Origin of the sequence: Marinilabilia rubra, assembly GCF_003121985.1 — a bacterium.
In the GTDB taxonomy this organism is placed as follows: Bacteria; Bacteroidota; Bacteroidia; order Bacteroidales; family Marinilabiliaceae; genus Marinilabilia; species Marinilabilia rubra.
On sequence record NZ_QEWP01000008.1, the window covers coordinates 1 to 26315 of the forward strand.

The 26315-nt window shown below is 39.9% G+C and carries 20 protein-coding genes and 1 rRNA gene; 6 read left to right on the plus strand and 15 right to left on the minus strand.

Features of this window, described 5'->3' with window-relative positions; all coding sequences use genetic code 11:
- Together rrf and DDZ16_RS11000 are read left to right on the plus strand one after the other, a co-directional pair.
- A 5S ribosomal RNA gene (gene rrf / locus DDZ16_RS10995) occupies positions 1 to 80 on the plus strand; the annotation flags it as partial.
- 399 nt (positions 81 to 479) lie between these two features.
- Positions 480 to 2348: a tetratricopeptide repeat protein gene (locus DDZ16_RS11000; protein WP_109264530.1), complete on the plus strand. Its 1869-nt coding sequence runs from the start codon at positions 480 to 482 to the stop codon at positions 2346 to 2348.
- Positions 2349 to 2351: 3 nt separating this feature from the next.
- Here the strand turns inward: DDZ16_RS11000 and DDZ16_RS11005 are convergent, their stop codons facing one another.
- From DDZ16_RS11005 to DDZ16_RS11025, 5 genes are all read right to left on the minus strand, one after another.
- A complete protein-coding gene (locus tag DDZ16_RS11005) occupies positions 2352 to 2981 on the minus strand; it encodes a ribonuclease H1 domain-containing protein (protein ID WP_109264531.1) in 630 nt (209 codons plus the stop codon).
- A gap of 13 nt (positions 2982 to 2994) precedes the next feature.
- Positions 2995 to 3570 carry a MarC family protein gene (locus DDZ16_RS11010; RefSeq protein ID WP_109264532.1) on the minus strand — a complete coding sequence of 192 codons (576 nt, stop codon included), beginning with the start codon at positions 3568 to 3570 and terminating at the stop codon, positions 2995 to 2997.
- A gap of 271 nt (positions 3571 to 3841) precedes the next feature.
- Complete coding sequence (locus tag DDZ16_RS11015; protein WP_109264533.1) at positions 3842 to 5986, minus strand: S46 family peptidase; 2145 nt, start codon at positions 5984 to 5986, stop codon at positions 3842 to 3844.
- Positions 5987 to 6165: 179 nt separating this feature from the next.
- Positions 6166 to 8316, minus strand: coding sequence for a S46 family peptidase (locus DDZ16_RS11020; RefSeq protein ID WP_109264714.1), 2151 nt, complete (start codon positions 8314 to 8316; stop codon positions 6166 to 6168).
- A 328-nt stretch (positions 8317 to 8644) separates the two neighbouring features.
- Positions 8645 to 9436 (minus strand): outer membrane protein, encoded by a 792-nt coding sequence (locus DDZ16_RS11025; protein ID WP_109264534.1) that lies wholly within the window; start codon positions 9434 to 9436, stop codon positions 8645 to 8647.
- Between the two features lie 332 nt (positions 9437 to 9768).
- Here DDZ16_RS11025 and DDZ16_RS11030 point away from each other — a divergent pair, with 332 nt between their 5' ends.
- Positions 9769 to 10263 (plus strand): outer membrane beta-barrel protein, encoded by a 495-nt coding sequence (locus tag DDZ16_RS11030; protein WP_109264715.1) that lies wholly within the window; start codon positions 9769 to 9771, stop codon positions 10261 to 10263.
- Positions 10264 to 10313: 50 nt separating this feature from the next.
- On the opposite strand, the gene DDZ16_RS11035 is transcribed toward DDZ16_RS11030, so the two are convergent.
- The 9 genes from DDZ16_RS11035 to DDZ16_RS11075 all read right to left on the minus strand — a co-directional run bounded on the left by DDZ16_RS11035 (position 10314) and on the right by DDZ16_RS11075 (position 18716).
- Positions 10314 to 11186, minus strand: a complete 873-nt coding sequence (locus tag DDZ16_RS11035; RefSeq protein WP_109264535.1) for a tetratricopeptide repeat protein — start codon at positions 11184 to 11186, stop codon at positions 10314 to 10316.
- Positions 11122 to 11985: a hypothetical protein gene (locus DDZ16_RS11040; protein ID WP_109264536.1), complete on the minus strand. Its 864-nt coding sequence runs from the start codon at positions 11983 to 11985 to the stop codon at positions 11122 to 11124. Before DDZ16_RS11040 ends, DDZ16_RS11035 begins: the two co-directional genes overlap by 65 nt.
- On the minus strand, positions 11985 to 12479 hold the full coding sequence (gene yidD / locus DDZ16_RS11045; protein WP_109264537.1) for a membrane protein insertion efficiency factor YidD: 495 nt from the start codon (positions 12477 to 12479) through the stop codon (positions 11985 to 11987). The genes DDZ16_RS11040 and yidD overlap by 1 nt, the downstream gene beginning before the upstream one ends.
- A complete protein-coding gene (locus DDZ16_RS11050; RefSeq protein ID WP_198416704.1) occupies positions 12457 to 13197 on the minus strand; it encodes a LolA-like protein in 741 nt (246 codons plus the stop codon). Before DDZ16_RS11050 ends, yidD begins: the two co-directional genes overlap by 23 nt.
- Positions 13198 to 13403: 206 nt before the next feature.
- On the minus strand, positions 13404 to 13814 hold the full coding sequence (locus DDZ16_RS11055; RefSeq protein ID WP_109264538.1) for a TM2 domain-containing protein: 411 nt from the start codon (positions 13812 to 13814) through the stop codon (positions 13404 to 13406).
- 255 nt (positions 13815 to 14069) lie between these two features.
- Complete coding sequence (locus DDZ16_RS11060) at positions 14070 to 14711, minus strand: ribonuclease HII (RefSeq protein WP_109264539.1); 642 nt, start codon at positions 14709 to 14711, stop codon at positions 14070 to 14072.
- An 88-nt stretch (positions 14712 to 14799) separates the two neighbouring features.
- Positions 14800 to 15825 carry a M28 family peptidase gene (locus DDZ16_RS11065; RefSeq protein WP_109264716.1) on the minus strand — a complete coding sequence of 342 codons (1026 nt, stop codon included), beginning with the start codon at positions 15823 to 15825 and terminating at the stop codon, positions 14800 to 14802.
- Between the two features lie 472 nt (positions 15826 to 16297).
- Complete coding sequence (gene cysS, locus DDZ16_RS11070; protein WP_109264540.1) at positions 16298 to 17770, minus strand: cysteine--tRNA ligase; 1473 nt, start codon at positions 17768 to 17770, stop codon at positions 16298 to 16300.
- 163 nt (positions 17771 to 17933) lie between these two features.
- A complete protein-coding gene (locus DDZ16_RS11075; RefSeq protein ID WP_109264541.1) occupies positions 17934 to 18716 on the minus strand; it encodes a toxin-antitoxin system YwqK family antitoxin in 783 nt (260 codons plus the stop codon).
- A gap of 589 nt (positions 18717 to 19305) precedes the next feature.
- Here DDZ16_RS11075 and DDZ16_RS11080 point away from each other — a divergent pair.
- Entirely contained in the window at positions 19306 to 19734 is a 429-nt protein-coding gene (locus tag DDZ16_RS11080) for a DsrE family protein (protein ID WP_109264542.1), read from the plus strand.
- Positions 19735 to 19748: 14 nt separating this feature from the next.
- On the opposite strand, the gene DDZ16_RS11085 is transcribed toward DDZ16_RS11080, so the two are convergent.
- Complete coding sequence (locus tag DDZ16_RS11085) at positions 19749 to 20051, minus strand: hypothetical protein (RefSeq protein ID WP_109264543.1); 303 nt, start codon at positions 20049 to 20051, stop codon at positions 19749 to 19751.
- Positions 20052 to 20857: 806 nt separating this feature from the next.
- Here DDZ16_RS11085 and DDZ16_RS11090 point away from each other — a divergent pair.
- Together DDZ16_RS11090 and treS are read left to right on the plus strand one after the other, a co-directional pair.
- Complete coding sequence (locus tag DDZ16_RS11090; protein WP_109264544.1) at positions 20858 to 22855, plus strand: alpha-1,4-glucan--maltose-1-phosphate maltosyltransferase; 1998 nt, start codon at positions 20858 to 20860, stop codon at positions 22853 to 22855.
- A gap of 126 nt (positions 22856 to 22981) precedes the next feature.
- On the plus strand, positions 22982 to 26284 hold the full coding sequence (gene treS, locus DDZ16_RS11095) for a maltose alpha-D-glucosyltransferase (protein WP_109264545.1): 3303 nt from the start codon (positions 22982 to 22984) through the stop codon (positions 26282 to 26284).
- The last annotated feature ends 31 nt before the right edge of the window (positions 26285 to 26315 follow it).

Sequence of the window (26315 nt, forward strand, 5' to 3'; positions counted from 1 at the left end):
TTCCCATTCCGAACAGAGAAGTTAAGCCTGTTAGCGCCGATGGTACTACGTAAAAGTGGGAGAGTAGGTCGCCGCCGATCTTTAAGTAGAAATCCCGGTCTGATTAATTTCAGACCGGGATTTTTTTGTTTATAAGGGTTTTTAAGCACGAACTGCTTACAACAAAAGTAAAACAGTGAAAAGTAGGATCTACTGACAGGTTTCCAAACCCTGTCAGGGGCGTAGTGGTTCAGCATTGCAGAATAGCCCCGTTGGGGGGTATATATTAGTAGAAAAATGAGCACGACCAAGGGGTGAGTGCCGTAGGTGCGATATAGAATATTTTGGGTTATCCATTTTAACTGTTACCACGGGACTTTAGGATTTGAAGGCCCCCTCCATGCTATTCATTATTATCTCTGGCTCTGTTTTTTCAACTCACAATTATTGATTTTTTTAATTAGATTTGTGTGAATCCATTGAAAAACAATTCATCATCCATGAGTTCTTTAAAGCAAAATTCATTGTATCCGGGATTGATTATCCTTGTTTCTATTTTATTCATGAATGTCATTTCTTTTGGGCAGATTCAGAAGGAAGCCTCTTCAGGTTTTAAATATCTTGAGGATAAGATAAAAAAAATCATCCCGGATTCACTGAATATGGCAGATTCGATTGCTTATGAATTGGTCAAAATAGGTAAAGAATCTAATGATTCGTTAGAAGCCATTGGTTGGTACTACAAAGCCGAGGTTGCCTTTTATTCCGGACAAATAGATGATGCTGGAGATTTTTATAAAAAGTGTCTTTCTTTGATAGAACCCTATTCGGCTCCACAACGAAAAGCTATTTACTACAATAACCTGGGACTTACGCGGTATTTTAAAGACAGGAATAATGAAGCGTTAGAAGCCTATCTAAAATCTGCTGAATTTGAAAAAAAGGTAGGGAACGAATATGGATTTGCTCAGTGTTTACACAATATTGCATTGGTACACGATCGAGTGGGGAATGATGAAAATGCAGAAAATTACTTTGACCATTCGTTAAATATTTTTTTTGAATTAGATTCTCTGGATGATGCAGCGGCTGTTTTTAATGACTATGCGATTTTTCTTAGCAGAAGAGGAAGAAATGATGAAGCCATTCAAAAGTATAAACAGGCCTTTGAAATTTATAATGAATCAGGAAATTTTGAGGATGCAGCAAAAGTTAAATGTAATATTGGTGCTCTTTATTTATACCAAAAAGAATATACTAAGTCTGCCGATTTACTCGAGGAATCCCTTGATTATTTTAAAACTCTCGAGCAATCCTCTTATTTGATAAATATTTACAGCTTATTTGGGGATCTTTATTACGAACAGGGGCGTACTGCCTTATCTGTTGTTTTTTACGACAGGGCTGAAGCTGTTGCGAGAAAAATGGGGAGAGACAATTTGAGACAAAAAAATTTGTATTCACTTTTTAAGGCCTTGAAAGCTGAAAATGACTATAAAAATGCGTTGGATGTTCTGGAAACATATTCAAGGTTTAAAGACTCCTTAATAGTGATAAATCAGGGGTTTCTGGAGACATCTATGGATAATGAAATAGAGACCGAACTGATGGAAAAGGAACTTAACCTGGTCAATGCCCAAATGAGAGAAAAGAACCTTGTTTTAATCATTCTTGCATTGCTATTGATTCTTGGAGTTTTTGCGTGGTTTCTTTACGGTCGGACCAGAGGTCTCAGGGCTGAAAAAGAAAAAAGAGAACTTCAGCAGAAAATTTTGCATATGCAAATGAATCCTCATTTCATGTTTAATGCAATGACTTCTTTGCAAAGCTATATCTTAAATAACCAAAAAGAGGAAGCTTCTGATTATTTAAGTGATATTGCCCAACTTATTAGGAAAATCATGTGTGTTGCTGACAAAGAATTGATATCCCTGGAAGAAGAAATGGAATTAATTGAGATGTACCTGAAAGTACAGTGCAGGCGCTTTTATCGAACGATTAACTGCGGTGTAGACTCCAGAATAATTTCCGGGTCGGGTTTTTTAAAAGTACCTCCTATGCTTCCAAGGCCCATTATCGACGACGTCTTTGCTTATGGCAATATGGGTGATCATTCTTGTCCTGGAATTAATATCTCTTATGAACAAAAGGAAAATGAATTGGAGGTGATTGTTGAAAGTAAGGGCGCTGTTCCCTCAAAAACAATGAAAGCCAACAGTCTTTCACTTATTGAGGAGCGCTTAAAATCTTTTGTGAAAATATATAAGGGAGGTAGAATTTATGTTGAAAAGGTTGATGTTGTAAAGGAGGGCCAAATTTCAGGAGCAAAAATTAAATACTGGATTCCAATCATCAGAAGCCATAATTAGTAATTATTTCCTTCCAAAATCTGCCGGAATTTCACCCCATGATTCAGTATCCCATTTAAGTAAAGGTTGTTCGTAACTGTTTTCTTTTAGCCAATTTTCGGCTCTTTCGATAAGTGTGAAAAGTTTCTGAGTGTGCCTGTTTCTCTCTAATTTGGTGACACATTTTTTCTTTTTGATCCATCCCATCGCAATTGTAGAGTCGGTGTAAACGGGAATGTTCAGGTTTTGACGTTTAAGCTCAGCCAGTCCATGCACGATTCCCAGAAATTCGCCAATATTATTAGTGCCTAAAGGAAAAGAGGCATGGAACCATTGTTCCCGGGTTTCGACATGAACGCCCTGATATTCCATGGGGCCAGGATTGCCACTGCAGGCGGCATCTACAGAAAGACTATTGGAAATGGGTTGGTATGAAGGATCAAAAGCAGGTTTGGTTTTGGGAGTACCATTCCCCTTGGGATTAATAAAATCAGACCATGGTGTTTCAAATGCCTTCTTTGCTTCATCAAGGGACTTGAAAGACTTATACCTGGCTCCTTTGTATCCTTTTGTAAGACGCTGGCACTCGTCCCAGGAATCTACAACACCTGTTTCGTGTCCCATCCAAACCACATAGTATTTTTTTGCTGCCATTGATTACTTTGTTTTAACCACCCAGGTTAGCCACATTATTGGTAAAAAGTTTAATTGCTACTGCCAGCAATATGATGCCAAAAAACTTTTTTAATACGTAAATACCTGTTTCTCCAATGAGTTTTTCTACCTGGTTAGTAAGTTTAAGAACCATAAATACCAAAGCAATATTGAGTGTTAATCCAATAATGATGTTGATGGTTTCGTATTCTGCTCTCAAAGCCAAAAGAGTGGTAAAAGATCCTGCCCCGGCAACAAGCGGAAAGGCAATAGGAACCAGAGATGCCCCTGATGGAGAATCATGCTTAAAAATGGTTACTCCCAAAATCATCTCGATGGCTATCATAAACAGCACAAATGAGCCCGCTATTGCAAAGGATGAAATATCAACGCTGAATAAGCCTAACAGGGCTTTTCCAACAAAAAGAAAGGCAATCAGGATAACATATGAAACAACGGATGCCTGAGTGGCATTGATTTTATTGCCTTTGTTCCGCAAATCCACGATAATAGGGATAGAACCAAGAATGTCAATTACGGCAAAAAGAACGATGAAAGCTGAAACAATTTCAAGAAAATCAATTCCCATATCTCAATGTTTTGGAGGTTTAACGTATTTGAACAAATGTAGGAATTATTTTTCGGCCACCGGAATGCTAAAAATCATAACTAACGGTGATTTTTTCGATTTTAATAAGTGTCGGTCTATAAACGAAGCAAACAGTGTCAAAATTTATGTGCGTGTTCAGAAAGTTTCATTAGCAAGACTTGCGTAGTTCGAAAGTACGCAGTCCCGATCCCTCGGGATGAGTGATTCTCGGGCACGCATAACGAAGCAAATGGGACTTTATGGACACACACTAATTAGCGATTTTTATCTCTTCAATGAGATGTGAAGCCTGCCCCAAATTCTCAATCAGGAAAAGAACATACCTGATGTCGGCATTAACGCATCGTTGATACTTGCTATTGTAGGAAAGGTCTGATGCCATGCCTTCCCAGTTTCCATCAAATGCCAATCCAATAATTTCTCCATTACCATTCAAAACAGGACTTCCACTATTGCCACCTGTTATATCGTTGTTCGAGATAAAACAGAGTGGCGTGTTTATATTTGGGGAGTTTGAGCCTGGTTTGAAGAACAACGATTCAAGGCTAACTTGTGTCTGATAGTGCAATTTAGAGGATTCGGCTTTGGATATTAATCCTTTTAATGAGGAAAAAGCCGGAAATTCATTTCCATCCGGTGCTGAATATCCGTCGACATATCCATAAGATAAGCGCATGGTGCTGTTTGCGTCAGGATAAAAATTCTTATCGGGCTGATGTAATTGCCGGGCTTTTATGTACCTGTGCATGCTGAGGTCAAGTTGCCGGTCAAAACGGTTGAACATGCTGTATACCGGCCCGAAATCTTGAAAAACTCTCTTATAGAAGGCAAAAGCCGGATCGCTTTCAAAGGCTTTGGTTTTGGGATTCTTCAATAGCTGTCTGAAACGCTCGGGGTTTGAAAATGCCGATTCCTCATAAATTTCTTTTGCTAATTTCCGGATGTTTCCGGAATTTCCGAGCAGTTGTTCAGAGGTTATTTGCAGACTGTCTTCGAGGTTCTCCTGGTAGTATTTCAGCATTGCCCTAAAAACTTTTTTATCTATGTCAGGAGAGAAGTCACGAAAGAATTTGTGGGCTTTCGATTCAAGGTCTTTGATTAGTTCAATTGTTTTTACCGGATCTCCATCTTCTCTTCGAACATTGGAATAAAGCCCGAAAGCATTAACGACCAAAGAACCGATCTCCGGTCCGTTGATCAAACTCTCCAGGGTGATGTAAGTGGTTTTGGTTAGTTTTTTTCGCATCGTATAGAGCAATCTGTTTGAAGTCAAAACATTGTTGTATTTTGCTTCCACTTCCGGAATACTGTCCATCCATGTCTCAAAATTCTGCTCCTGTTTTTGACGTCTGGAGATAAGACTTAATTCTTTGATGCTTTCATTTTGGCCAATGGCATATTTGTAGAAATTGTAAGAACTGGCATATTTATCAGCGTACTGAATGCCTGTGGCATGTGATTTACGCATGTTTTTCTCCCAAATTTTCTGACGTATCCCACGGACATCAGCAATGAGAGGATTCAGAATGTTTTGTGTTTCTTTTATGCCTGTGGAGGTTAGGTACCGGTCAGTGCTCCCGGGATATCCAAGAGTCATGGTGAAGTCATTTTTATTTATCCCGCCAGTTGAAATATCAAGAACTTTGGAAGGGTGAAACGGGATGTTTTTTGGATGATAATCAGCCGGTTTGCCATCGGGAGAAGTGTATACACGGAAAAGTGCAAAATCAGCAGAATGCCGGGGCCACATCCAGTTGTCATGTTCACCTCCAAATTGTCCGATATCCTCCGGAGGTGCCCCTACAAGACGTACATCTTTGAATGTCTGTGTGATAAAGAGATAAAATTCATTCTGAAATAAAAAGTCTTTGATCTGTGCGTCGTAATCAGGTCCAACGCGTAAAGTGTCGAGGATGGTGGAAGTTAAACTGTCGATTGTATTCAGGGTTTCCTCTGTTCCTGATACATTCTCTAATGCACTGTTAAATATACCTGTAAGGTTGCGTGCTTCAATTAAAAGGGTTGCTGTTTTTCCGGGATTGGGTAATTCATCGTCCAATGATTCAGCCCAAAAGCCTTTTTTGAGATAATCATTCTCTACTGAGCTGTGCTCTTGAATTTCGCCATAAGCGCAGTGGTGATTGGTGAGGAGAAGTCCCCGGGTGCTGATAAAACTCCCTGTGCAACTTCCATTATCCAATGAAACAATGGCATCTTTAAGAGAAGCTTTTTGGGAGCTATAAATTTCATCAATGGATATCTCCAGGCCCATTTTCTGCATTTGGTTAATTTGTGACTGAGGGAGATTCCATGGAAGCCACATGCCTTCGTCTGCCTGAACGGAGAGAAATATAAATTGATGTAGAAATAAAAGAAATAACGCCCGCTTCCACATATCGTACAATAACTTAACAGATTCTAAATGTATGCGAAACTACTACAGATAGCTTTAAATACAGGTTTTTATAAAAACTTTTTAAGATTATTTATAATATGTGGAGAGGGTTTAAAAAAAGGCTGCCCTTTTAAGACAGCCTTTTTCGAGCCTCCCCTTTGGGGAGGTTGGTGGGGCCTCTATTCAACAATGGTCATTTCATCAATTAAATTAGTGGCTCCTGCATACTTGTCGATAATAAACAGTACATAACGGATATCCACATTGATACATTTCTGAAGTTCCTGTTCAAATGCGATGTCTCCGCTCATAGCTTCCCAGTTGCCGTCGAAGGCCAATCCAAACAGCTCTCCTTTGGCATTGATGACAGGACTGCCGCTGTTTCCACCGGTAATATCATTGTCAGTGGTAAAACAAACGCGCATGTGCCCGTCTTCGGCAGCATAACGGCCGTAATTTTTATCGCGATAAAGCTCCTTAAGTTTTGAAGGTACAGCAAATTCGTAATCATTGGGCTTTTCTTTTTCCATCACCCCTTTAAGCGTTGTGTAGTGCTTGTAAATAACAGCATCACGAGGCTCATAGTTGCCTACTTCACCATAACTCAGGCGCATTGAGAAGTTGGCGTCATCGTAATAGACCTTATCAGGATTCATTTCTTTAAGTCCTGCAATGAACAAGCGGTGATTGCGGTCAATTTTTAAATTTGACTCTCGTGTTTTGTCCATTAAAGAGAGGTAGAGGTCGATGGTAGACTTTCCTGCCTTGAAAGCCGGATCTTTCTGAAGCTTATTCAACTTTGGATTTTCGAGAAAGTTGAAAAGTTCTTCCCGGCTGACAAAGAATGATTTTCTGAAAAGTTTGTCAGCATAGTCTTCAAAACCATCTTCTTTTTCGGTTTTTATGTCTTCAAAAAAGGAAGGATAGAATTGATCATCAATTTCATCGAAATACAATTCGAATAGCGCTGACATTACTTCCTGATCAGTAGCTGCATGGTAATCTTTGTAAAATTCTTTTGCTCGTGCCTTAAGGCTTTCAACAGCGGCATCAATTTTTTCCTGATCTTCATCTTCCAGCGCTTTTTCCAAGTCTCTTGCAGCGAGGGAGAAACCGACTATTTCAGTGCCGCGTAACATGCATTCGCGAACAAAATTTTGAGCTAAGTAGTAAGGAGAACGCTGGCTATAGGCTTTTTCAAGAGAGGGAAGTACATCTCCATATTCCGCTTCACGCTCAGGAGATCCTTCAACCCAATTCTGGAATTTTTCTTCCAATTTCTGTTTTTTAGCTAAAACATTCAGGTTTTTAAGGCCGCGATTCATACCAATACTGTTTTTCCAGTAATTGGAGCTGCGTGAGTATTTTGAAGCGTATTGCAACCTGATCTTGTCGCTGGTATTCATAGCTTCCTGCCAAATGTCTTGTTTAACACCCCGGGGTTTAATCAATGAGAAATTGAAGATGTTCATTCGTTCGTCAATGCCCCATGAAGTAAGGTAACGTTGGGTGCTTCCGGGGAAGCCAAGAGTCATAGCAAAGTCTTCCTTTTCATAACCTTTTAGTGAGACAGGCAAGTGATGAGCAGGTTTTAAGGGTACGTTGTCTGCAGAATACTCTGCAGGATTTCCATCCTTGTCCGCATAAACGCGGAACATCGAAAAGTCACCTGTGTGACGCGGCCACATCCAGTTATCGGTATCGTGCCCAAATTTACCAATAGATGAAGGAGGTGCCCCAACAAAGCGAACGTCATTGAATACTTCATAAACAATGAGGTAATACTGATTTCCACCATAGAAATCACGGACAAGTGTGCGGTAGTGTGAGTCTCCTTTTACACTATCAGCAATTTGTGTAGAAGTTTTTTCAATGGCAGCACGGCGTTCTTCTTCGCTCATATCCTCATTAAGTCCGGCCTCAATTTTGTCAGTGACATCTTCCATTCTTTTCATGAAGGTAACTGAAAGTCCGGGCGCCGGAATTTCATCGCCCATTGTTTTGGCCCAAAAACCCTCTTCCAGATAGTTGTCTTCAACTGTGCTCAACTCCTGGATGGTTCCGTATCCGCAGTGGTGATTGGTTAGAATTAATCCTTTGTCTGAAATCATTTCTCCGGTACATCCTCCACCAAATATTACAATGGCATCTTTCAAACTGGATTGGTTAACACTATAAATGTCTTCAGCAGACAATTGCAGGCCTTTTTCCTGCATCTTTTCAATGTTTAACTTTTTAATAAGTGGCAAGAGCCACATTCCTTCATCAGCTTTCAGTGATCCTGCAAAAGATATCAACAGAGCCACTAAAACGGCGGTCATCTTTTTCATTTGAATTAAATTTTTGGTTTGAAAACCATCTGAAAAGCAAAAATGCTTATCCATATGGTCCTTATAATTACGGTTTATTTTTTGTTTTGGCCGGTAAAGATAATACTATCTGTATAAAAAGCCGGATTGAGTCTGTTTGCCCAATCAGCAAATGCAATTTTTGGGCCTTAATTGACTGGTTAAGAATTGCTGTAAATAAAGTGTTAACCACCAAACAGAAAGTTTACTAAAAATGTTTTCCTCTTATCCATTGGAGGCATACTCATTAAATAAAAAAAACACTGCCCGATAAAAGGAACACTGGATAAGTATTGAATTATTCCATTAACTAAAAATATACAGAGATACCACCATTGATGGTGAGGCCTTTCCGGGTTGATTCTATATCATAATCACTCTCCTTCATATCACCAGACATATTTGCATATCCAATACCAAGATCCAGCGAGATGTATTGATTTAAAAAAAAGGCCACTCCGCCCCCTAAGGCCCATCCTTCCTTTTTATATGAGCTTTCATCCCCATCATATTCATATGTTTCATTTCCAAACATGTACTCTCCATGGATGAAGGGCTTAATGTTTGAAGTGCCAAAGTAATAAGTAATAATTGGCCCGGCCAGCAATGAGGATTCTTTCTGTTCAGAGTCATCCCCTTCCTGTTTGAGGGTTTCGTATTCAATGGATAGACCTATTGCAAAGCCATCTGCCACAAAATAACTGACGGATGGTTGAAATGAGAACTGGTTGATATCGCTTTCTATTTTATCATCAAAGAATTCTGAGTTTATAGAAACTTCATTAGTCATTGATGTGAAGGAAAGACTGGTGCTACCTGAAATACTGAATTTCCCTTTGGATATGGCAGATAAGAAGTTGGAGTTGTTCCCGGAAGAAGGGGGGATTTTTTCTTTGGAGATTCTTTTTACTTCATTCATTTCATAAACTAAGATGCTTCCATCAGAAGTTTCAAGTTTTAAGTTCAGCTCAGGTATCTGCTCAATAATTTGTCCTTTGATGATACTCCCGTTTTTGAGATAAACAACATCCCTTGAACTGTTTTGGGAAAAGGCGGTTAAGGCAAAGATCATAAAGATCAGGGTAAAGAATAGTTTTTTCATCTTTTTAAACTTTTTTAATGGTTTAATGTTTTACTATCAAAACTAACTAAAATGTTTATTATTCGAAAACTGAAGGATGTATTTGGATTACCAGTAAAGTACAATGGATCCCAACCAGTTAATCACTAAGAAGTTCTTTGTTCTTTTATTAAAACAAAAAACGCTCTTTGTTAAAGTAATAATTAATGCCATTTATCTATCATTGACAGTCGTTGGTCATTAAAAAGACCTTGTTGTCCTAAATGCTCTTGAAGTTTATATCAAAGCGAAGTAAATTGAATTCCAATTGTTTCAAAAAAGATGATTTTTTTATTGAACTTAAATTAAGGGTTATGAAGAAAGTATTATTATTTGCCTTTGTATTATTTATGGCAACAGCAGCATCTGCCCAGTTTAAAGTGGGCGGTGGTTTAACAATTGGAACAGAAGCAGGTGGTATAGATGATGATGGAAGTGAAAAGTTAGGAATAGGCTTGAACCTTAGGGGAGATTATGCTTTTAATGAAAGTTGGTCAATTGCTCCCGGGTTTACCTTCTTTTTTCCTTCTGCACCAGATGGGGTTGATATCACTTACTGGCAGCTAAATGCAGATGCCCATTACAATTTTGGAGCTGAAGGAGATTTCGGGTTCTATGCCCTTGGAGGATTGAATTACAGCTATGTGAAGATTGATTGGGGCGATAATGAATTTTGGGGAGGTTCTTCCGATGATAGCGAAATTGGCCTCAATCTTGGTGCCGGAGCTACAATGCAGCAGTTTTATGGAGAACTAAAATACGACACCGCTTTTGAACAGTTAGCTTTGTCGGTGGGTATTATGTTTTAAATGCTTGAATCAACCGGATTTCATTTTAGGAATTCGGTTGATTTCCTTTCTTATGGGCAAGGCCCTTCTATTAATTCGGAGGTGATTTTAGTATTAAAGCGAATTATTTCTTTTCTATTTCGTTCCTTTGCCAGTGTCTCCGCCCGGTGTTGGCCACCGGAATGGAACTTCTGTAATAAAGTAACCCCGACAACGTAACCTGTAAAATAATATTCAGTATAGACCTGCCAGGCTCCAAAGCTTAAAGCCGAGGCATTTAGCAAAAAGCTGATTCCTCCTTCGAATATTTTACCACAATAAGCTTGTCCCAATCCCGGAAGAATGGAAAGATGTCTGGCCTTTTCAGGATCTTTGTATTTTGGGGTGTCTTTGTAAAAAGCTAAAATATTTAGATATTTAGATTTTTCGGAGGCCACTTCCCTAAATGATTTTGTAAGACATTCTTTTGCCTCTTTAAATTCAAAAAGCTGATTGTGGCAAAGAGCTTTCAGTGTATATAAGCTTTTTAGTTTTGGATGACTTGTCTCAAGTAGAGCACTGTAGGTTTCAATTGTATTTTCGGCATCTCTGTAATTTTCTTTCATATATTGTGCAAAAGCAAGTTCATAGGCTTTTGTGGCAAAGAGGGAATCTTTTGGATCCCTGATACCAATCCTCATTAACTCTTCTTCAACTTTAGGGTAGTTTCCGATGTGTTTGTAAACTTCAGCTTTTTTAAAGATGGCTTTTTGCGTGGTTCCAATATTCTTGCTAAGAAAGACAATTCGCTCGTATTCGACAATGCTGCCTATATAATCACGGACTTTATACAAGCTGTCTGCTTTGTGCCATAAGTCACTTATTTCAGCTGCTTTAACATTAGTCAAAAACGTTGCGGAGAGGAATATGCAGATCAAATAGGACTTGTTTGTTAATGAGTGCATGGCGTTCATTGTTTGCGATTTTAGCCGAAAAAACGGCTCCATAAATATTTCCAATGTAAAAGACCGAAAAAACAGAACCGAAAAAGATGGTTTTGAATTTCTCAGGGCCCTGTTTTTCATAATTTTCAATTGTCACTAAGGCCAGCCCTGTTGACATGAGTAGTGCTGCGATACCTTGTCCGGTTTTTCCAGAATAAATTTGACCGGAACCAGGAACTATTCCAGATAAGATTCCTGCAAAAACTGGTGATTTTTCTTTTTGAGTTTCTAATCTGTTGGCAAGAATTTTTAGATGTTTTAGCTCTTTTTCGAAACCATAATAGTCGGGCGGAAGCAAAGAAACCGTTTTTCTAAACGAAGGCAAATCTCTTTGAAGGAGATCTATTCCTGCGAAAAGATAATTGATGAAGTGTTGATTTATTTTGTTCTGCGGTCTGAAATTATTTAAAACCTGAGTAGCATTTTCATATTTCCCCAAGTGGATAAGGTTATAAGATCCAAATAATATAGACTTTGGATAAAAGGTTGATTGGAAGCTGACTTTTTGAAAAGAGAAACTGGACTCTTTGAGGTGTTTTAAATTATATTCGGCCCAACCCTTCAGGTAAAAAACAGAGTCTTTTTGTATTTGGTTAAGCTTCAGTTCTTTTAGGATATTTTTGCATTCGAAAACCCCTTCCTCATGAAAATCTTTATTTACTAAGTAATTCGCAAACTGAATGCGTTTGGAAATGGATTGACTTTGTGCAACAAGGGAGAATGAAGCAAAGAAAATGCAAAGAAATTTTGATTTAAGCATCAGTGATGGTGATGTATGGGTTTAAACTGATATTTTGTAAAACTGTCTGCTGAGTGTCCTGAACATGGATCTATTGACAGCGGGTGTAGGGATGTTTGTGCTATACGGTTACATCGGGTTAGTCGATCGGCTGTCAGGAAAACACCTTTTATTACTCCAAAATGGGAAATTACATCTCTACTGAAATTTGAGCAGGAAGGCTCATAGAGGCAATCTGCAGAGAAATGTTTTGAAATAGAGGTTTGATAAATGTAAAGCAGGCTTCCCAGTGTTAATTTAATAGGATTTATTTTTTCAATTAAAGGATCCTCTTTTTTTATGAGAAACTCGCGCTTTCGGTTTTCTTTATCTTTAATTTCTTGCAGATCTACTGTTTCTTTTGATTGAATCGTCAGCAAGTCGGCTTCCAATTTATTTTGGGCGGATACAGAAAAAACAGAAATCCGGAGGAAAATGATAATCAGGGGGATTTTAAAAATCAACTTTCTTGGCATCTTCAGGGATTTTGAAATCAAACAATTTTTCGTCAGCATTAAAACCAGTCTTGATATCAGAAAAAGTAGTGCGGCGAACCGTGCTGTCACCTTTAGACATATAGTTTATTTCAGTTATTTTCTTGGGTAAGAAAAATTGAGGGCCGTTAAAATAATTGTAATAATAAATCTTCTTAAGTACTTTGCCTTTATTGTCAAAATATTGAGCGAAGATTGGCAGGAAATTTTCAGAAACTAATTCCACTGAGCTTACAACCCGCATTCCCGGAGGCGATTGCCAGGTTGTAATTAGGTAGTTGTCTTCCCTTCTTGTTCCGATTTGATTGAATCCTTCATTCTTTAATCCCATATCCTGAGTAAGGTTATTAACAAAAAAATAGAGTAGCTCAGTTGAACTGGAATATTGACTGTTTTGCATGAAGGTTACGGTATTGTCCTCCGGCGTATAAATCGTAATTTCCCCCTTGGAGTTTATTTTTTTGTAAAAATCTTTTGGGCTGAAGTAGTGGGTTATTATATCTCCGGTTTGTCCTTTATACAGCGATGCCGATTCGGCCGTAAAAAGACTTCCATTCTTGTAAATCTGGTATACCGCATTAACACTTACCTTGCCATTGAATCCTTGTGCAGGAGAGTTTTGAGGGATTGGGAATGCAACTAAAAAGAAAATTGTAAACTTTAGCGAAAGATTTCCAGGTAATTTATATCTGATGTTCATTATTTAATTATTAACAAAATCTGATCAAAAAAATAGATTTGAGATCTAAACGAGTGTATTTACAGCGATAGTTTATCCAGTCTATGATCTAATAATACCGGTCCTGAAAAATATTTAATCTTTGAAATTTAAAATCAACCAAAAATCAACAAAAAGGCCTGTCGAGAAAACGACAGGCTCGAGTTTTTTCATGGGAAGTTTTAGGGTTACCACATGAAGAATTTAGGATTGTCAACATAAGCACTGATGTCATCCCAGTTGACGGCCAGAACAATGAGGTCAATAAACGGAACAAGACCGAAAATACCGCCACAGGTTAAAATGTAACCAATTCCGGTCATAGTTTTGGTGCCAAGATAAAAACGGTGAATTCCAAATCCACCCAGGAAGAAGTCCAGCAATACAGCTATTAATGGATCTTTCCCTCCATTCTCAGAGGCTACAGCCATAACTGGAGCAGCTTCAGCAACGTCAGCTACTAAATTAAATGATGCATTTGTTGCTGAGGCGAAAAGATTTTCTACTTGAGCATCATCGATTGTGTAAGCAGCATTGGCATTGTTAGAAAATGCTGCAAGTCCCAAAACTAAGGTAAGGGTAATTAAAAGTTTCTTCATGATAAAATTGTTTATTTGATTAAAGTAAAAACGAAAATAGATATTTGTTCTAATTATTGCTAAATAAAAATAACATTAAAAAGCTATTTAGACTGGTTTTAAGGATTTTTGTGGTCTAAGTGTTTTGAAAACAGGAGTTTTTTAAGATGGGGAGAGAAGAGGCTGAGTTATTGTAATGAAAATTCTTGTTTCAATATTTCTGGTAGCTGTGATATCTTCTAAAATCAAATCTTTGGGAAGCATTGGTTAAATGACTTATACCTCCAACTTTATCTGTCGTTCCGTCAACTTAAAAGACCTTCTGTGCAAAGGAGATACCCCATGCTCCTCAATGCCTGATCGATGGGCTTTTGTGGGGTACCCCTTGTTTTTGTTCCACCCATAAAAAGGGAACGATTTGTGTTGTTGCGCCATATACTCGTCCCGGTGGGTTTTTGCTAAAATACTTGCCGCAGCAATGCATTTATAAATGGAATCTCCTTTTATGATGCATTTATGGGGCACTTTAAGGTAAGGGTGAAACTTGTTTCCGTCAATCAATAACGCCTCAGGAGGACTTGACAGTTGTTTTATTGCTGTGTGCATTGCCTTAATTGAAGCATTCAGAATATTTATTTCATCGATTTCTTCATTGTGAATCATGGCTACCGCCCATGAAACCGCTTCTTTTTCAATAAGGATTCTCAGTGTATCCCTTTTCTTTTTCGATATTTTTTTGGAATCATTGAGAAGCGGGTGATCGAAATCGTCAGGAAGAATAACTGCTGCAGCCACGACGGGACCTGCCAGACAACCTCTTCCTGCTTCGTCGCATCCGGCGGTAAGTAGGGGCCCTCTAAATCCCCCAAAGGGGGACTTCTCGTTGCAGTTCAGTAATCTCTTTACTTCTGATTCCATCTTAATAATATTTTGCCAATCCTCCTCCTTTGGGGGAGCTAGAGGGGGCCTCAATCCTCCCCCCTTGGGGGAATTAGAGGGGGCTTTTCTAGTAACGGTTTTTGTAAATGACCTCCATGACGGTTTGCCCCACGGCTTTCAAGGTACTTCGATCAATGTTTTCCATCGTGTCGTCATGCGTATGCCAGTAGCTGCCGAATGAAGTCCGGGTGGAGGGATCGTACTGGATAATATTGGCTGCCGGTATGCCGGTGTGCTTGTTTACATAAATATGATCATCGGTAATGTAGCCACCTTTCTGAAAAACGAAATAGCTTCCATAACCAATGGTGGCGGCTGTATTCCAAATGTGATCCACCAGGTCAGGCGCCATGTCTAATGAAGCTTGTTCCTGATAAAATCTTGCCCCTTTTGCTCCAACCATGTCGAGTAAAATTCCGTATTGGGCGTAGTATCTCTTTTTATGAAGGTTATTACCCCAGTACTGACTTCCCAGGCACCAGGTATCTTCTTTGTAAGGCAAATCCAAATGGCGGGGAGTACCGTAGTCTTCAGCATCGAAAAAGATGATATCAATGCCCGGGTAGGTAGGATGATCCTTTAGATGTCTGGCAATTTCGATGAGAACACCTACTCCGCTTCCTCCATCATTGGCTCCGTCAATAGGTTTGTTGCGCCTAGCAGGATCGGGATCGTAATCCGCAAAGGGACGGGTGTCCCAGTGGGCAAACAATAAAATTCGGTTGTTTTTTTCCGGTTGATATTGCGCAATGATGTTTTTAATTCTAAGTGTGCTGTTGTCAAAAGCAGTAACTTTTCCCTCCTGTACTATAACATCTGCTCCAAGACTGTCCATTTTTGTGGCCAACCATTGGGCGCAAGCCTCATGAGCAGGGGTGTTAGGAACCCGTGGGCCAAATTCCACTTGTTTTGCAATATAGTGATAGGCCGAATCAGAATTGAATTCAGGGGTTTGGAGTTCAGGCTTTGACTCGGTTTTTTTCTGACTGCTTTTTTTAGAGCGTTGACTATTGCATCCGGCACCCATCGAAATCAGGGCGAGCAGGGTGAAGAGTAATGGAGCCTTGATAAACTGGGGGATGAGCTTTTTCATTTTTGGTTCAATTGTCATTAATTAGTGTCTTACTTCTGATATTCGTGTATTTTTTGGCAAAATATTCTCTAAAGGGCTATTATGAAATGGCTGCGCCATTTATTGTTTTGGATCCACGAATTACACGAATTTGAGTCGCACTTGAAGTGCGACTTTAAACGGCATCGCCGTTTTCAAAAAAGCTGTTTTTACAGCTTTTCAATTCGTGTCGCTCGGCTCTGCCGCTTGCTTGCAAGAATTAGTGCAATTAACCATTTATTGTGATGATTTTTTCAACTCTATAACTTGTTTGGTTCTGGCTCGTCCAGGTTAGGGGGTAAGCGTTGGGTTGTGAGTGCTGCGTTATAGCTCTGTGTTTAAAGTTCCGGTTTCCGGATTCAGGTTCTGATCACTTAAACTCAGAACCCTGAACCCTCAACTCATAACCCTGAACTCAGAACTCAAAGTCCCCCTTAGGGGGATTTAGGGGGGCCTACTTTACTTCCCATTCAGCCCCATCTTTGCTGTCACGGACTTCAATGCCCAAAGCTTTAAGCCCATCTCTGATACGATCGGCTGTGTCAAAGTCTTTGGCCTTCTTGGCTTGTTGACGAACCTGCAAAAGAAGATCCATCACTCCATCCAGGACTTCAGAATCACCGGCATCTGACTTGTCTTCAGTTTCTAATCCCAGAATATCTCCTGAGAACAGATGCATTAATTCCCGGAGAGTTGCCAGATCATCTTCTGTAAACGAAACTTTTCCTGCAACGGCACCATTGATCGCTTTGGCTCCTTCAAACAGATTGGCAATCAGAATCGGACTGTTCAGGTCGTCATTAAGCGCTGCATAGCATTTTGACTTAAAATGCTCAATGTCGAAAGTGGTGGTATCTCCCGGTTTGATCTTCTCAATTTGTTGCAAGGCATCCATCAATCTTTGAAAACCCTTTTCTGCTGCCTGAAGTGCTTCGTTGGAAAAGTCAACTGTGCTGCGATAATGGGCTTGGAGGATAAAAAAGCGGATGGTCATAGGAGACCATGCTTTGTCAAGGAGCTTGTGATTACCCGTAAAGAATTCTTCAAGCGTAATGAAGTTGCCCAGAGATTTTCCCATCTTCTGTCCGTTGATGGTAATCATATTGTTGTGCATCCAATATCGGGCGGGCGTATTCCCATGTGCAGCTACTGATTGGGCTATTTCGCATTCGTGGTGGGGGAATAGCAAATCCATGCCTCCACCGTGAATATCGAATTCGTTGCCCAGATACTTGGCACTCATAGCCGAGCACTCAAGGTGCCAGCCCGGGAATCCGTCGCTGTAGGGTGATGGCCAGCGCATAATGTGTGTGGGGGTGGCTTTCTTCCAGAGTGCAAAATCAAAGCTGTTGCGTTTTTCGGATTGGCCCTCCAATTCGCGGGTGGTGCTTAATAGTTCGTCCAATACACGTCCGGAAAGGATGCCGTATTTATGATCCTTGTCGTACTTCTCTACATCGAAATAAACTGATCCGTTTTTCTCATAAGCATATCCTTTGTCAAGAATCTCCTTAACGATTTCCAGTTGCTCAATGATATGACCGGAGGCTCGTGGTTCAATGCTTGGAGGTTTTACATTGAGGGCCTGCATGTAGTTGTGGTAACGATCGGTATAATATTGCACTACTTCCATGGGTTCAATTTCCTCGAGCCTTGCTTTTTGGGCTATTTTGTCCTCTCCTTCATCGGCATCGTTTTCCAGGTGGCCCACATCAGTGATGTTGCGTACATAACGTACTTTATAGCCCAGGTGATTCAAATATCTGAAAAGAATATCGAATGTGATAGCCGGACGGGCATGCCCCAGGTGTGGATCGCCATAAACAGTAGGTCCACAAACGTATAGCCCCACGTGGGGTGGTTTTATAGGTTGGAATGTTTCCTTTTTTCTCGAAAGTGTGTTGAAAAGCGTCAGATTGTTTTCCATGTTAGTCGTCTGCTTAATTGATACAGAAAAAATTTCAGACGGCTAAGTTAAGAAAAATCTGTGAGCCTGATAGGAATCATATCCCTTTGAGAATCTTTAAAAGATCTTAAACCTGAAGCAGGGAGAAGGGACTGCTATGGATCAAAATCAAACTAAGCAGAAACTAATTTTGGTATTTCCCGTTTTCCACGACTCTGATTTTAATGACAGAGTCTTTTTCGTTGTAAAAATAGTGTTTACCATCCTGCAAAACCCCATCCCGGAAATAACCTTCTTTTACTTTAAATCCATCAAGTGATTGTAAGATGTAATGCCCGGTTCCATAGAAAGGAAGAATTTTCTTGTTGGTGTTTTCCTGGTCAGAAACGGGGCGTGTGGTAATCACCTTGCTTGTTTGAAATGATCCGTCGGCATAATGTCGTTTTTCAACCATTTCACCGGCTTCATTAAAGACTTCTACTTCTCCGCGGATGGATCCGTTCTGCCATTCTCCGGCATACTGAAGTTGTCCGTTTTCATGGTAATATTTCTGTTCTCCGGTTCTTCGACCCAGATTGTTGTATTGCCATTCATAGAATTTTTGACCGTTAGCATGGTATAGGTTGTATTCACCTACCCAATGAGTCTCATTCCAGTAACCTTCTTCCCAAAGTGTTCCGTCTTTGTAATAAAAACGTGCCGGTCCTCTGGCTACACCGTCTTCGAATGTAATTTCATGTTTCAGGTTACCGCTCCGATAGAAAGCTTTCCAAAGCCCGTTTTTCTGCCCTTCCAGATAATGGCCTGTTTCTTTGATAGAATCATTGTCATAATATATTTTCCACACGCCTGTTTTTTGGCCGCGGTCATTTAACTGGTTGGAAGTGATGGAATCTTGTTGCGCAATGGTGGCTTGCACAAAAAAGAGCATCAGAATAAATATGGTATGGTTAAGCAATTTTGTCATTTCTCTAAATACAATAGATCGTTAGTCCCGATGCTTCGGGATAGATATTAGATGCAAGATGAATCGCATGGTGCTGATAGCCTGCATTTTAATACAAATAGCTTTTGTTTTCAAGTTGTTGATTACAAGCAGCGTATAAAAGTTTGACGTACTATTATAAATAGTGCTTGTCTATAAACTAACAATACTCCGTTAAACTTTTGTGAAAACCTATAAATCAACTTTTTGGAACTACATGCATGGTTGCTTTAAAGTTCTGTTTATTAGCGTTATATGGTTTGTCTTAAATCTTATATCTATCCCGAAGCATCGGGACTAACGATCTATTAAACTAAGCAAACAGTGTAAAAATCTATTTGCGTGTTCAGAAAGTTTCATTTACAAAGCGTAACGCGGTAAATGGGGCTTTATGGACATGCACTAAATAGCCTGAAAAACTTAATCTTTTAGATTGCATGATCCGGTGTATGTTTTTCGTAAAAAGGCTGTAAAAGGTTTCAATATCAGGCTGGTTCTTTGGTTTTATTTTGAACTATTAAAGGGTGTTTACTCTTAAACTTAGGAATACCAAAAACTAAAATTTAAAGCAATGAAGAAGTTTGTATTGTTTCTTGCAGTCTCTGCGTTCCTTTCCGGCGGGGTGTTTGCTCAAACAGACTCACCCGGTAAACCGGAATTGTCTGATACATTAGTGGTTCTCTGGACCAGTGGTGACCCTGATGTAGCCGAGCGGGTTTGTCTCATGTATACCCATGCTGCTAAAACCCAGAAATGGTTTGACGAGGTAATATTGGTGGTTTGGGGACCATCAGCTAAACTGATTTCAGAAAACCTTAAGTTAAGGGCGAAAGTCAAAAGTATGGAAAATGATGGGGTACTTCTTGAGGCCTGTGTTGCCTGTGCCAACTCGTATGGTGTAGCAGCGGAGTTGAGTAAGTTTGGCTTTGACGTAAAAGGAATGGGCAAACCACTTACTGATTATCTTAAAAGTGATGATGTTAAAGTTCTGACGTTCTGATGGCAATACTCGTTTTAATCATCATAACCGGCCTGGCATGACAGGCAGGCATTGGCGTAAGCGTCGTATTCGTCGAAGGCCGGACCGGGATTTCCATTTATGGTAATAATCCGGTCCAGTCTTATTTTTTCATCACCGAATAGATCAATAAATTCACCTTCCTTTTCTTTCAGAGTGCCACTGTATTCAACTTCTCCCTGCCCAATTTCATTGTTAGGATAAAAGAAGAAAACTTTCAGATGCCTTGATTTTTTTGTCTGGGTTTTTATAATGTCGTAAAAATCAGGGTCTATTGGGGTGTATTGGGAGTACTGCATAACGTTTTGGTTATTGTTTGCTTTAACAAAACTTCGTTAAACTTTTGTAAGAGGCTAAAAATTACTTTTTTTAATCAGAGGTGTATCTTCTTTAATGTTCAGTTTGTCAGTGTTGTAAGGTTTGTTTTTTATTTGGCAAAAGTCAAAATCGTTTAAAAAATCAATTGACTATTTGATTTAGTTAGAGTCTGTCCATAAAGTGCCATTTGCTTCGTTATGCTTGCCGCAAAAACAGGCAGTTTACTCACGTAAAAGAGTAATTTTCTGGCAAGCGTAACGCAATAAATTAGACTTTATGAACACGCACTATTTAATCTTAAAGTATTACGATCTGTGGTCTAATATAGCCAATTTGAATGCGGATGTAAAGGTCTTAAATGATGGATTTTTTTCATTCTTCGTTAAAATTTTTTTCGAAATATGTGTTGCTGCTGTTTTAGCCTCTTCTGGTAAGCGATTTCAGTGCATGGAATGTTTGTTTTATTACTTTAAAAATTCCGCTTCTACAATATTTTGTTGCGTTTCTCCTTAAAGGTTTCTTAACTTATAAGGATTGTTTTCTGAATCTTCCCGGATAATTTTTAAGTCAACATTTTGCCGAAAGTGTCTGTTAGGTTTAATAGGGCGCTATATTGAGTTGATAATGAAATGAATTGATGTTTGTGGTGTTGGTCCTTATTGATGTTTCAAAATATAGTGCTTGTTTCTTCTTGTGGTTGTGAAAATCTGCAGCACCGACAGGCCAATGGCCATGGGCCACGGGACAAAAAAATCCGGAAATATAATTATCATTCAAAATATTAATTATGAACGGACAGCAAAGAGTAATTATTGAGAATGTCAAACCGCAAATAAATTGTGGTGAATTCCCGGTTAAGCGTGTGGTGAATGATAAGGTGGAGGTGGAAGCTGATATCTTTTGCGATAGCCATGACGTTTTAAATGCAGAAATTTTATATAGGTGTCAGAATGAGAAAGAATGGCATTTGTCAGAAATGGAACACGATGTCAATGACCGATGGAGTGGCTGCTTCAAGGTTCCTGAATTGGGCAATTGCTTTTTTACTGTTAAAGGCTGGGCCGATCATTTTAAAACCTGGCACCGGGATATCCTCAAAAAAATTCATGCCGCTACCGATTATGCCTCCGACTTGTTGGCCGGGGCCGAGATTATCAGGCAAACCATGTCGAAATACCAAGATGAATTATTACCTGAGGAGGCAGAGTTTCTAAAAGAAGCACTTGAAGATTTAACTGCAGAAAACAAGCCTGCTTCGGAAAGGACTACCATCATTCTTAATAATGCCCTTTTCCATATAATGGTCAGATATCCGTTAAAGAATCATGCCACAATATATAATAAGGAGCTGGAAGTTACCGTAGAACGGGAGCGTGCCAATTTCAGTTCATGGTATGAGGTATTTCCCCGTTCATTGGGGAAGGGTACTGAACAGCATGGTACATTTAAAGATGTCATAGATTTCTTGCCCTATGTGGCTGAAATGGGCTTCGATGTTTTGTATTTGCCCCCTATTCATCCTATTGGCAAAACGAAAAGAAAGGGCAGAAATAACAGTACTGAAGCACAGAAAGGGGATCCCGGATCTCCCTGGGCCATTGGTAGTGCAGACGGAGGGCACAAAGCCATCCATCCCGAACTGGGGAGTCTGGATGATTTCAGGAATTTGATCAGTGAAGCCGCCGAACATGGCATTGAAATAGCCATGGATGTTGCTTTTCAGTGCTCTCCAGATCACCCTTATGTGAAAGATCATCCTGAATGGTTCAAGCATCGTCCTGACGGGTCTTTGCAATATGCCGAAAATCCTCCCAAAAAATATGAAGATATCTACCCCTTAAATTTTGAATCAGACGACTGGGAAAATCTTTGGGAAGAACTAAAAAGTGTTTTCGAATACTGGATCGATAAGGGTGTTAAGATCTTCAGAGTCGATAATCCGCATACCAAATCATTCCGGTTTTGGGCCTGGACTATCGGGGAGTTGAAAAAGAGCCATCCTGAAACCATTTTTCTCGCAGAGGCATTTACCCGTCCAAAGGTTAAGTATCAACTGGCCAAAGGAGGTTTTACACAGTCATACACTTACTTTACATGGCGCAATACCAAATACGATATTACTACTTATTGTAATGAATTGACAAAAACCGAGGTTCGCGACTTTTTCAGACCCAACTTCTGGCCAAACACTCCTGATATTCTGCCCGAGTATTTGCAGGTTTCGCAACGTGTCGGGTTTATTCAAAGACTGGTTCTGGCCGCCACACTTAGCTCAAATTATGGCATTTATGGTCCGGCCTTCGAACTGATGGAAAATACTCCAACCGTTCCCGGAAAAGAGGAATATCTTAATTCGGAAAAGTATGAGTTAAAAGATTGGGACATCAATCATCCGGGCAGTTTAAAAAAGGTAATTACCAGAATAAATAAAATCAGACGTGAAAATAAGGCACTTCAGAATACTCATTCTTTAAAATTCCATGACATCAATAATGAAGCTCTGCTTTGTTACAGTAAGACTTCGGATGATCTGAGCAGCATTATTTTGGTGGTTGTCAACCTCGATCCCCATTACACACATCATGGCTGGATTCACTTGCCCGTTAAAGATTTTGATATGGATAAGCACACCTCCTATCAGGTGCATGATTTGCTGAGTGGGGCTTTCTATCTATGGAACGGTGAACACAATTATGTGGAGATTGATCCCGGTATAATGCCGGTTCACATTTTTAAAGTAAGAAAGAGAGTCCGGACCGAGCAGGACTTCGATTACTTTATGTGACGGAAGAACTTTCTCAGAAAATGGGGTTTTTCTATGATGTTTTTGGGTTTGCTTATCTGAAAATATTTTTCGGGTAGGTTCCATATTCAGTGAGATTCATCAAAATTCATTCTAAAAAATAGAAATATGTCAGATAACAATACAAAGCAGTGGTATAAAGATGCAGTAATTTATCAAGCCCATGTAAGATCTTTTAAAGATAGTAATGGTGATGGTGTGGGCGACTTCAAAGGGATGGTCGAAAAGCTTGATTATCTTAAAGGCCTTGGTGTAAGTGCTGTGTGGATACTGCCCTTTTATAAGTCTCCACTAAAAGATGGAGGATATGATATCTCTGATTTCACCAGCATTCACGAGGATTATGGAAGTATGGCTGACTTTAAACGGTTCATTCAGGAAGCCCATAAAAGAGGTCTTCGGGTCATTACGGAGTTAGTGTTGAACCATACATCTATTGAGCATAAGTGGTTTGAAAGAGCTCGTAATTCAAAGCCCGGAACTGTGTACCGCGATTTTTATGTTTGGAGTGATACCACCGAGAAATACAAAGAAGCACGGATCATCTTTCAGGATTTTGAAATTTCCAACTGGACCTGGGATCCTGTAGCGGAGGCCTATTATTGGCATAGGTTTTACTCCCATCAACCAGACTTGAATTTTGAAAATCCAAGTGTGCATAAGGCAATCATTAAAGTATTGGATTTTTGGTTTAAAACGGGGGTCGATGGCTTACGGTTGGATGCTGTTCCTTATTTGTATGAGGAAGAAGGAACCAATTGCGAAAATCTTCCGGCAACTCACCAGTTCCTGAAAAAGTTACGCAAACACATAGATGATAATTATGATGATAAGATGCTTCTTGCCGAAGCCAACCAGTGGCCTGAAGATGCCGCAGAATATTTTGGGAAAGGGGATGAATGTCACATGGCATTTCATTTTCCGCTGATGCCGAGACTTTATATGGCTCTGCGCATGGAAGACCGCTTTCCGCTTATTGATATTCTGGAGCAAACTCCGGATATCCCGGAAAACAGTCACTGGGCCATTTTTCTCCGCAATCATGATGAATTAACCCTGGAAATGGTTTCTGATGAGGAAAGGGACTATATGTATAAGTCTTTTGCTCAGAATCCCAAGCAACGAATCAACCTGGGTATCAGACGACGTCTGTCTCCACTGCTTGGCAACGACCGGAAAAACATAGAGATGTTGAATATCCTTCTTTTTTCATTGCCGGGTACACCTATTGTCTATTATGGAGATGAGATCGGGATGGGCGATAACTTTTACCTGGGTGACCGTGATGGCGTAAGAACCCCAATGCAATGGTCGGCTGATAAGAATGCAGGTTTTTCAAGTGCCGAACCACAGCGATTGTTCCTTCCTGTTATTTTTAATCACGACTTTCACTACGAAAGCATCAATGTTGAGAATCAGGAGAAAAATGCTTCATCATTGCTTTGGTGGATGCGTCGGGTTATTGCCAAGCGTAAACAATATCCCGCCTTCAGCAGGGGGGACATACAATTTGTTGACGGTAAAAATTCCAAGATCCTCGCTTTTGTGAGGAAGTATGAAGAACAGATTATACTCGTGGTGGTCAATCTTTCAAGATATTCACAGCAGGTGCAACTTGATCTGAGCGATTTTAAAGGATATGTTCCGACGGAAGTCTTCAGTCGCAATCAACTGGCCCCGATAGGGGAGAATCTTTACCATTTTCCGATGCAGTTCAAAAATTATTTCTGGTTCGAACTGCAGCATCCCGAGATTGAAAAAGAGAAAGAGTTGGCCTATAAGCAACAGCTCGAATTTACTACAGCTCAATGGAATCAGATAGCCAATAATGTACCCGGGTCTCTCAATTCCTTTTTGGCTGAATTTGCAAAGAGAAGCCGTTGGTTCCGTGGCAAATCCAGAAAGATGAAGGAAGTGGTTGTACAGGATGTGATACCTTTTAACACCGGGAAACTGAATTCTTATGTGTTGATACTGGAAGTTTTCTATATCGAAGGAAAGAATGAACGCTATTTTGTTCCTATTTCCATAGTTGTGGGAGAGGAACTTTACGAAATAAAGCACCAGTTCCCGGAAGCTGTTATTGCTCATCTTGAAATAGATGGGCAGGCTGCCCTTATTTATGGTGGCTCCTACAACCAAGTGGTTCGTGACCACTATCTGCGCTTAATTGTTCAGCGCGGAAAAATTAAAGGTATGAATGGAGAACTTGCCGGAATACCCGGGAAGAAGCTTAATAGCAGGTTGAAAAAAAGCGAGCTCCCTCTCAATTCCAAGGTTTTGGGTGTAGAGCAGTCCAATACCTCAGTGCTTTATGATAAACGCTTTTTCTTTAAAATGTACCGTTGTCCTGAGGAGGGAAGTAATCCCGAGTTGGATATTATTAAGGCTCTTACGGAAAATACGACATTCCGAAACTTCCCTGTTTATGCTGGAGCTCTGGAGTACAGACGGGATGAAGACAAGATGGAAGTAGGTCTTCTGGTTGATTTTCTGCAGAATGAAAGTAATGCCTGGGAATTTACTCAGAACGGTATTGAGGATTACTTTGACCGCCTGAAGCGACAACAGCCCGATTTACAGGGGTTTATTGGTGATCGAGAGGGGAATGCAAAAATAAGGGAGAGGGAAAACGAACTCTTCGATCCCTTCTTTATTGAAATGATAAGCCTTTTGGGAAAACGAACTGCCGAGATGCATATGGCATTGGCATCTATAAAAGAGAAAGATTTTAAAGAAGAGGCTTTTTCTCTACTTTATCAGAAGTCTCTTTATCAGTCGTTCCGCACGCTTATCAAGCGGACCATTGAGGAAATGAGGTCGGCTTATGGCGGACTTGAGGATGATCAGAAAGCATTGCTGGATGATATTTTCGACAATGAATCGCTTCTGTTGTCAACCATAAAGCAAACACTGGAACAGAAAAAGATCCATACCTCCAAGATCCGTATCCATGGTGATTATCACCTGGGACAGGTATTATATACCGGAAAAGATTTTCTGATTATCGATTTTGAGGGTGAACCAACCCGGTCACTTACTGCAAGAAGTCTTAAGTATTGTCCGTTTAAAGATGTTGCCGGAATGCTGCGTTCGTTCCACTACGCCATTTATATGGGGCTACTCGACTATAATGAAAAGCAACCGGGTTATTACGATTACCTGGAGCCTTGGCAGGAGGTATGGTACCGGAAAATTGAGGATACCTTCCTGGGTAATTACCTTGAAACGGCCAAAGGAGCTTCATTTATCCCGGAAGAAAAACGACAGCTTGACGATCTGCTTTCGGTTTATACCATCGAAAAAGCGGTGTATGAAGCCGATTATGAGTTGAACAACCGTCCCGATTGGTTGCATATCCCCCTTAACGGGCTGAAGAAGATATTGCAAAATTTACTTGAGAAAGATTAAGTCTGATTAATTCATGAATTATTCAGGTAAG